We start from the raw sequence: 8,759 nt of genomic DNA, 5'->3' as shown, positions 1-8,759 counted from the left end.
GAAATTGCATCGTTTATGTCGCAACAAAGCTTTTATCTGAACCACGATCTGCACGAGGCAAATCGAAGTTTGATATCCACCTTGCTACGCAAAATGCCATCTACCAACCAAATTGTCAAAGATCATTCTCACTTCATGAAGAAGTGGCTTTCCCCTAACAAGGAATTAACCTCAAGTGGAAGGACGCAATGTATCACTGGATGGACGGCATTGTCAAACGGGGGTGGCGCGAATTTGAAAGGGATTTTCGAGGAGAGTTCGTAAGTGGCTTCTGTGTAATAGGTTACGGGTAATGGAAATCTTCGCGATTCGTTCGGGAATCTCGAATGTGGGGCGATTGCATGGACATTTGAGCGAAATGGATGCGAGTAGATAGAGGGTTTCGTATCTGTATTCGATGCCCCAATCAGTGACGTTCTACTTGAATGCTCCTTCGCTGAGTCCGAATTGGGTCGGCAGTGTCGATCTGGCACCCCGCGTCAGGGTGGTCTATGCATCTGAAAGGTAGTATGTAGCGGCTTTTCCGAGGTTCCCGCAGCGTGATTGCTTGCGGGGTTGTCCTCACCAGGCGTCGGTCTCGGCCGTGGGATGTCAGCCACTCGTGTCTCATACGGTTAATCTGCTGCTACCTAATAGATGATTCGAGCGAGTAAGGTAGCTAAAGCCGTGGTTCGTACCGTACCGGCCCAGCTGGAAGCGACAGCGAGATGGCCGATTCCACGAAATCGACAGGTCCGTTATTCACTGGGGCTACAATCTCACCCTGCCTCGGAAGTTTAGGGACACCGACGGTTGCGGCACCTGCGAGACTCTGCACTGCGGGGATCCGATCCAGTGGTCGAGTCGTCGCATGAAATCTTGGCCGGGTGAAGTAAGAAGGGAAGAGAAGGGCGAAAAAACAATGGATCGCACCTTGGCCCGCTTCGATCATTCGCTCTAAAATTCACGACTACAAAATATGAGCGTTGTGACATCCCAGCAGGCGGCGACGATGCTCAAGAGTCTGCCGCAGTGTTTTGAGCAGAATGAATCGTTCCAGAAAGTGGTCCAGGCCCTGAAGCAAGGGGAAGACGCTACGCTGGAAGGAGTCTGGGGATCGGCTTGCGCGCTGGTGGCCGCTGCTTTTTCTGGGGAAGTCTCTTCGCATGTCGTTCTTGTGGCTCCCCATCTGACCGAGATCGATAAGCTTGCCGAAGCGCTGCCGCTGTTTTCCAAAGCGGATGTCGCGTCCTTTCCGGCCTGGGAGTCGTCAGCTGACGAGCGTCGACTGCATGACGAGATTTACGCTGCCCGGCTGAGAATCTTAAAGCAATTGGTTTACGGTAAGTGTCCTTCGCTTCTGGTCACTTCCATCGAGAGCTTGATTCAACCTGTTCCTGACAAAGAAAACATCGTTACTAATAGCCGTCGCCTGGAAGTTGGGCAGCAACTCATTCCAGAAGAGCTAGGCAAGTGGCTGCTCGCTCATAAGTATCACTCCACAACGGCCGTGGAACTGCCTGGCGAGTTTTCATTGCGTGGTGGAATTCTGGATGTCTTTGCTCCTGATTGGCAGAGGCCGGTGCGGGTAGAGCTATTCGGCGATGAAATCGAATCGCTGCGTGAGGTCGACGTTCAATCACAACGTAGTATCGAATCACTTCAGCAAATCGATGTCACGGCACTGCGGCACTCGAGAGACTACCAAGGTAGTTTTATCGACTTTTTGCCGGACGATTCTGTGTTTCTCCTGATTGAGCCCGATCAGATGAAGCAAACCGCCAACGACTATCTCAAGCGTGTCGACGATGTGCGCGATGCCTTCGAGTTCGCGGAAACGATTGTCAGGCTGAACGACTTTCGCAAGGTCTCGGTGGCGGGGATCGCAAGCGGCTCGTTCAATGTAACCGCGAATTTGAACTTCGAATCGGTCGAACAATTTAGCGGCGATGTCGATCGTGTTCGGGGCGAATTGGATGTTGTCAGCCAGAGCCTGGATGTCGTTATCGTTTCGCAGACAGAAGCGGAAGTCGAGCGACTGCACGAGATTCTCGATGCAACGCAGGTCGCCAAGTCGGGGCGACTGCACTATGTTTTGGGTGAACTACATCAAGGTTTTCGCTTTCGCGATGGACAACTCGTTCTGGTCAGTGGAAACGAGATTTTCCATCGCGGGGCCATGCATCGCACCAAGACGCGACGTCTCGGTAAGGTCATCGATAGCTTTCTGGATCTGAAGAAAGGGGACTTAGTTGTTCACCTGGGTCACGGCATTGGCCGTTACCGTGGCTTGCGTCTGATCGAGAAACAAGGGAACTCCGAAGAGCACTTGGTGCTTGAGTTTCACGGCGAAACCAAGATCTTTGTCCCGGCTTCGAAGATCGATCTTGTCCAGAAATATGTCGGCGGCAGCAAGACTCGGCCTCCCCTGGCTCGCATTGGTGGCGTTACCTGGAAGAAACAGAAAGAGAATGTCGAGAAGGCGGTTAAAGACCTGGCAGCGGATCTGCTTCAAGTTCAAGCGGAACGAAAGGGTAGGCCGGGAATCGCTTTCGCTGAGGATACACGCTGGCAGTACGAGTTCGATGCGTCGTTTCCCTATACCGAAACGGACGATCAAATGTTGGCCATCGCTGCGATCAAGCAAGACATGGTCCAGTCGCGCCCGATGGATCGGTTGTTGTGTGGTGATGTTGGTTTTGGAAAGACAGAAGTCGCCATGCGTGCGGCGTTCAAAGCGGTCGACAACGGATATCAGGTTGCCATCCTTGTACCAACGACCATCTTGGCCGAACAGCACTACAAGACCTTTCGAGAGCGGATGGCCGAGTTCCCATTCACGATTGCTCGGCTGAGCCGCTTTGGCACCGCGAAAGAGCAGCGGGAAGTCGTCAAAGGATTAAAGGATGGCACGGTCGACGTCGTCATCGGAACGCATCGTTTGGCGTCGAAGGATGTCAAGTTTCAAAACCTGGGTGTCGTGGTTATCGACGAAGAGCAGCGATTTGGCGTCGAGGTCAAGGAGCGGCTGAAGCAGCTCCGCACGACAGTGGATGTGCTCACCATGACGGCGACTCCTATTCCGCGAACGCTGCATATGTCGCTAGTGGGTGTCCGAGATATTAGTAATCTGGAAACGGCCCCTAAGGATCGAATCGCGGTCGAAACCAAAGTTTCGCGGTGGAATGATGAACTTATTCGACACGCGGTCTTGCGTGAGCTGAACCGTGGTGGGCAAGTCTACTTCGTGCACAACCGCGTCCAAGATATTCAGCAGGTCGCCGCGAAATTGCAGCGGATCGCTCCGGAGGCCACCATCGGTATCGGGCACGGTCAAATGGCCGAAGGGGCGCTCGAACAGGTGATGGTCGACTTTATCGAAGGGAAGTTTGATCTGCTGCTCGCGACGACAATTATCGAGAGCGGGCTTGATATCCCCAATGCGAACACTATTTTCGTCGACGAGGCCGATCGTTACGGCCTGGCGGACCTGCACCAATTGCGAGGTCGAGTCGGGCGGTCGCATCATCGCGGCTATTGCTATCTGCTGCTTGAGCCCGGCAAGCACCTCACGCCGATCGCTAGCAAACGCTTGCATGCTATCGAGGAGTTCAGCCACATGGGGGCCGGATTCGCTATTTCGATGCGTGACCTCGAAATCCGCGGTGCGGGCAATATCTTGGGCACGCAGCAAAGTGGCCATATCGCGACGGTCGGCTACGAGCTTTATTGCCAGCTTTTGGAAAGTGCCGTGCGGAAGCTGCAAAAGATGCCCCCCAAGATGTCGATCGATGTCGATATCGATTTGCCAGTAGAAGCTTATCTGCCAGATGGTTACGTGGAAGATATGCGGCAAAAGATCGATCTTTATCGCCGCATGACTCGGATCGCGTCGGACGATGATCTCCTGAAGATCGAAGAAGAGATGCGAGACCGCTTTGGGCCGACTCCTGATGCCGTCGAAGAGCTTTTGCGGCTGGTCGCACTCAAATTAGATGCAGCTTTTTGGCAAGTTTCGGCGATCTATGTCGAAGAAGAAGTCGATCAAACTTTTCTGGTCTTCGTGTACACCAATGCATCGAGAATCAAGCAGCTAGCAAAGCTGCGCGGTAAGAGTGTGCGTATCGTAGACGAGACGCGGGCCTACATTCCGCTGCCTGATGCCAGCATGAATGGATCAGAATTGCTCGATTTTGCCAGAATGATGTTGCGTGCTAGTTAGGTGCGTTTCTATACTCCGCCCGCAATTTTATTGCGCGAGCACGGCCGGAAGCCGTCCTCAGACGAGAACTCCTCATGGATGGGAAGTCAAGCAACGTGATTTCAGCTGCTTACGTGACTAGCAAAAACATCGGTCTTCGCACCTTCTTTGCAGGACTGTTGCTTAGCTCAGTTCTGCTCAATCCGAGCGAAGCTTGGGCTCAGCTTGGCTGGCTCAATCCGTGGAAGCAGGACACTGCGGCCACGGCTCAACAGACGCCGCCTGATCCATTTTCGCAGCGCCGCGCCGCAGCGGAACCTCAGTATCGAACCGCTGCGAGGACAGCCCCGGCTGTTGGAGGCTATCCCAATAGCTCGCCTGCATCCGGTGGAGGTGCATCGGCTGTGATAGGCGACATGCCGAGCAATCAACCGCCGCCGAACTATGGCTATCCGCAGACACAGTCGATCACTCCGACGTATCCCACGACGAACTATCCATCGACAAATCAGCCCAATTATCAGTCGGTACCGGCACAAAGCAACTTCAATCAGCAAGTCGCTCCACGTGTTGCCAACTTGCCCCAGCAACCAGCTGCCAAGCCGGAAGACGATCTATTCATGCCTGCGCGGATTGTGGCGATCGTCAATGGCGACCCTATTCTCGCTGGCGATGTCTTGGGGCCGGTCAATCAGATGATCGACGAACGCATGGCTTCGCTAACCCCTGAGCAGCGAGCAAGTGTTTCTCCGGAAGAGATCGAACAGTTCAAGGAACAGGCATTGAAGCAGATGCTGCCTGGCCTAATTGATGTCAAAGTGGTTTACCTTGATTTTATGCGTGCGATTCCAGCGGATCGACTGGAAGAAATGCAGGAGATGCTCGGCAAGAACTACGACGAGTATCAACTTGAAACCGACATGAAGAACGCCGAGGTGAACTCGCCTGCCGAACTTGATATCAAGCTTCGCGAGATGGGTGGATCGCTGGAAAAGAAGCGACGCCAGTTCGTCGAAAAGCTTGTCGCTCAGCAGCAAATCCAGCGGAAGGTTAAGAAAGACGAGGAAGTGACCCACCAGCAAATGCTCGACTACTACGAAGAGCATTCTCAAGACTATGAGAAGCTGGCTAAAGTGAAATGGGAACAAGTTATGGTGAAGTTCTCAAGCTACCCCAATCGCCAAGCTACCTGGGAGGCAATGGCCAGCATGGGGAATCAGGTGCTGCGTGGAGCCCCCCTAAACGCCGTGGCCAAACGCGAATCCCAGGGAATCAAGGCTTCCAGCGGAGGTCAGTACGATTGGACCCGCAAAGGAAGTTTGAAGAACGAAACCATTGATAAAGCCATTTTCAGCCTGCCAATCGGCGAGTTGAGCCCGATTATCGAGTCGCCAGAAGGCTTCCACATCGTGCGCGTGCTCGAGCGAGAAGATGCCGGTATGGTGCCGTTCACCGAGGCGCAAGTCGAGATCAAAGAGAAGATCAAGAACGAACGCCGCCAAGGACAGATGGAAGCGTACATCTTAGAGGTCAAGGGAAAAGCCCAAGTCTGGACGATCTTCGACGAGGCCAAGTAGTCGGCCCCGTTATGCCCCTTTGGCAGAGGGGCTGTTACCGGAAAACTCGGTACCAACCGGAAATCTTGTTAAGATTCCCCCGCTTTTAACTTATCCTAATATGGGTGATTAATTCGCCTGTTCTGCCATGGAAATGTCTCTCGTTTCCTAAGAATTAAAATAAGCGTTACTTATGCCAGGCGAATGTTTCAGTACCGCCTATTTTGTTGGCTCCTACAATCGAGTAAAGTAGCGGACAAAAGTTAATGTCCAGATTTTGTTCCGCGCCTGCTACTCAGTGCATTGTGTGTTGACTGGGTGCCGTCACCGCCGCGGAAAACATGGTTGCCCCGAAATGCGTCGGGGGAGCTTGCGTATGCCCCCAGTGAGGAAGTCTGCATGTCCGATACTGCCAAGCTATTGCTCGATGGAAAAGAAGTCGAACTGCCCGTTATTGTGGGTAGCGAAGACGAGAAGGCGGTCGACATCTCGAAGCTTCGTGGCGGGACCGGCTATATCACGTTGGACGAAGGGTACGTCAACACAGGTTCAACCACGAGTGCGATTACCTATCTCGATGGCGAGAAGGGCATCCTGCGGTACCGTGGTTACCCAATCGAGGAACTCGCAGCCAACTGCGACTTTGTCGAGGTTATGTACTTGTTGATTTACGGAGAGCTTCCCACTGAGGAGCAGCTCATCAACTTCCGTAATTCGATCCGTCGCCACACGATGCTGCACGAAGACATGCGATCGTTCTACGATGGTTTCCCTCGCGATGCCCATCCGATGGCAATCCTGTCTAGTGTTGTCAGCGCCCTCTCGACGTTCTATCAAGACTCGCTCGATCCGCACGATCCTCAACAGGTCGAAGTTTCGATCCACCGCTTGCTGGCCAAGTTGCCAACCATTGCGGCCTACAGCTACAAGAAATCGTTCGGTCAGCCGTTCATCTATCCGCAGAATGATCTTTCGTACTGCGAAAACTTCCTGCAGATGATGTTCGCCGTCCCCAGCGAACCATTCCACGTCGACCCAGACTTTGTCGATGCGTTGAACCTGCTGCTGATCGTGCATGCCGATCACGAACAAAACTGCAGCACCTCGACCGTCCGAATGGTCGGTTCAGCCGATGCGAACTTGTTTGCCTCGATTTCGGCAGGCATTAGTGCTCTGTGGGGGCCACTGCATGGTGGTGCCAACGAAGCCGTCGTGAATATGCTGGATGAGATCATCGACAACGGTGGCGACGTCGATAAGTACGTCGAACTGGCCAAAGACAAGAAGAGCAAAGTCCGCCTGATGGGCTTTGGGCATCGCGTTTACAAGAACTTCGACCCACGAGCGACGATCATCAAGAAGGCTTGTGATCGTTTGTTGGATAAGCTTGAGATCAAAGATCCGCTATTCGACGTCGCTCAGAAGCTCGAGCATGCTGCATTGAACGACGAGTACTTCGTCGAACGGAAGCTCTACCCCAACGTCGACTTTTATTCCGGCGTGATCTATCGAGCAATTGGCATCCCTGTTCAAATGTTCACCGTCCTGTTTGCGATGGGGCGACTGCCCGGTTGGGTCTCTCACTGGAAAGAAATGCACGGATCGAAGACGAAGCGGATCTGTCGTCCACGTCAGATCTACACCGGCGATACCAAGCGAGAATTCGTTCCGATCGAAAAGCGATAGCATTTCGCTAGTCAGTCTTCCGCTGCTATCTAAGAGGGCATGATCACATGCCCTCTTTTTCTTGAATCAGGCTGGCCGAATCTTGGAAATGCCAGCAGAGCATGCGGCCGCGTATCCGGAAAAGTTTACCTAAATAGGCAAACTTTCGGCGATCTTTTGAGGTTGTCTACCACGTTGTGTCGATATCTACCGTTGTACGTCTAGGGACTACGAAGGGTCCCCAGCATGAGTTCAGCGAGGGAGACGCAACATCGCGATGATTAAGAAAATTATCGGCACCGCGGCAGTGATCGCCATTTCGATCGTTCCGTCAATTGCTTTCGCCCAGGTTTCAGCCATCAAGCTGTCGCATACCATCCAGTTAAAACCAGATGCCGAACGGCTTCACCCGCCGGTCGTTTCTCAGGTCGAAATTCACCCGACCGGAAAACTGATGGCCGTTGCAGGCGACGATCACTTCGTGCGGATCATGGAAGTCGCTACAGGGCGAGTCATTGTGACGCTGAAGGAACATACCGATTGGGTTCGCGCTGCTCAGTTCTCGCCTGATGGCAAGCTGTTGGCCACGGCCGGGAATGATCGTCAAGTATTGCTCTGGGACGTTCACGAGAACATTCAACTACGCGGCGGAAGCGACTTTCCCAGCATAATCACGGCCATAGATTTCAATCACAACGGGACGCGTCTAGCGGTTGTCGGTTTCGATGATTCCGTCGTCGTTTACGATCCCTACTCCGGCAAGACAGTCCATCAATGGAAAGCGGCCGGAAACGATCTTCGAGCGGTCGCGTTCTCTCCAGACGGCAAACAAATTGCTGCCGCAGGACGTACCGGCATTATTCGCATTTGGGATGCTGCATCGGGTGAAAAGCTAAGAGACATTCGCGCTCACAACGAGCGAATCCATGGTTTGGCGTTCTCTGAAGATGGTTCCCAGATCGTCAGCGGTAGTGAAGATCGCAAGCTGAACGTTCACAACACCAGTTCAGGGCAACAGATCGCTTCGATGCCAACTGGCGATGCGAAAGTCTTCTCGGTTTCGCTCATGCAGCCCGGCACGATTGCGACCGGTGGAAGCGACAACGAAGTTCGCTTGTGGAGCTTAGATACGTACGAAGAAATTGATCACTTGGCAGGCCATGATGGCACTGTCGCGACGCTTTCTGTTCAAGGGCAAACGATGGTTTCCAGCGGATTCGATACGACGATTCGCGTTTGGGACCTGGGCAGCTCGCGTCAAAAATCCCCCCCCGTGTTAACGGTTCCGGTCAGCCGTTTCTCGAATTAATTCGGTCACCATTTTCGCAGGGATGCGAAAGCAAGGCACAGGAGTCGCC

5 protein-coding genes are annotated in these 8,759 nt (G+C 53.3%); all 5 read left to right on the top strand.

Annotated features, from left to right (window positions below; translation table 11 throughout):
* Window positions 1-264, top strand: a 264-nt coding sequence (locus tag HOV93_RS23635) for a hypothetical protein (protein WP_207399027.1), incomplete at its 5' end; no start/stop codon positions are given.
* Window positions 265-958: 694 nt separating this feature from the next.
* Window positions 959-4,201 (top strand): transcription-repair coupling factor, encoded by a 3,243-nt coding sequence (mfd, locus tag HOV93_RS23630; RefSeq protein ID WP_207399026.1) that lies wholly within the window; start codon window positions 959-961, stop codon window positions 4,199-4,201.
* Between the two features lie 74 nt (window positions 4,202-4,275).
* Window positions 4,276-5,757 carry a peptidylprolyl isomerase gene (locus HOV93_RS23625; protein WP_207399025.1) on the top strand — a complete coding sequence of 494 codons (1,482 nt, stop codon included), beginning with the start codon at window positions 4,276-4,278 and terminating at the stop codon, window positions 5,755-5,757.
* A 378-nt stretch (window positions 5,758-6,135) separates the two neighbouring features.
* Window positions 6,136-7,422 carry a citrate synthase gene (locus HOV93_RS23620; protein ID WP_207399024.1) on the top strand — a complete coding sequence of 429 codons (1,287 nt, stop codon included), beginning with the start codon at window positions 6,136-6,138 and terminating at the stop codon, window positions 7,420-7,422.
* A 256-nt stretch (window positions 7,423-7,678) separates the two neighbouring features.
* Entirely contained in the window at window positions 7,679-8,710 is a 1,032-nt protein-coding gene (locus tag HOV93_RS23615; RefSeq protein WP_207399023.1) for a WD40 repeat domain-containing protein, read from the top strand.
* Window positions 8,711-8,759: the final 49 nt, after the last annotated feature.

The sequence above is a fragment of the Bremerella alba genome (assembly GCF_013618625.1).
Taxonomy (GTDB): Bacteria; Planctomycetota; Planctomycetia; order Pirellulales; family Pirellulaceae; genus Bremerella; species Bremerella alba.
This window is presented reverse-complemented; position numbering and strand designations above follow the sequence as displayed.

Coding starts and splice junctions, on each gene's coding strand:
- HOV93_RS23625 (WP_207399025.1), top strand. CDS start 4,276: ATGGATGGGAAGTCAAGCAACGTGATTTCAGCTGCTTACGTGACTAGC.
- HOV93_RS23615 (WP_207399023.1), top strand. CDS start 7,679: ATGATTAAGAAAATTATCGGCACCGCGGCAGTGATCGCCATTTCGATC.
- mfd (WP_207399026.1), top strand. CDS start 959: ATGAGCGTTGTGACATCCCAGCAGGCGGCGACGATGCTCAAGAGTCTG.
- HOV93_RS23620 (WP_207399024.1), top strand. CDS start 6,136: ATGTCCGATACTGCCAAGCTATTGCTCGATGGAAAAGAAGTCGAACTG.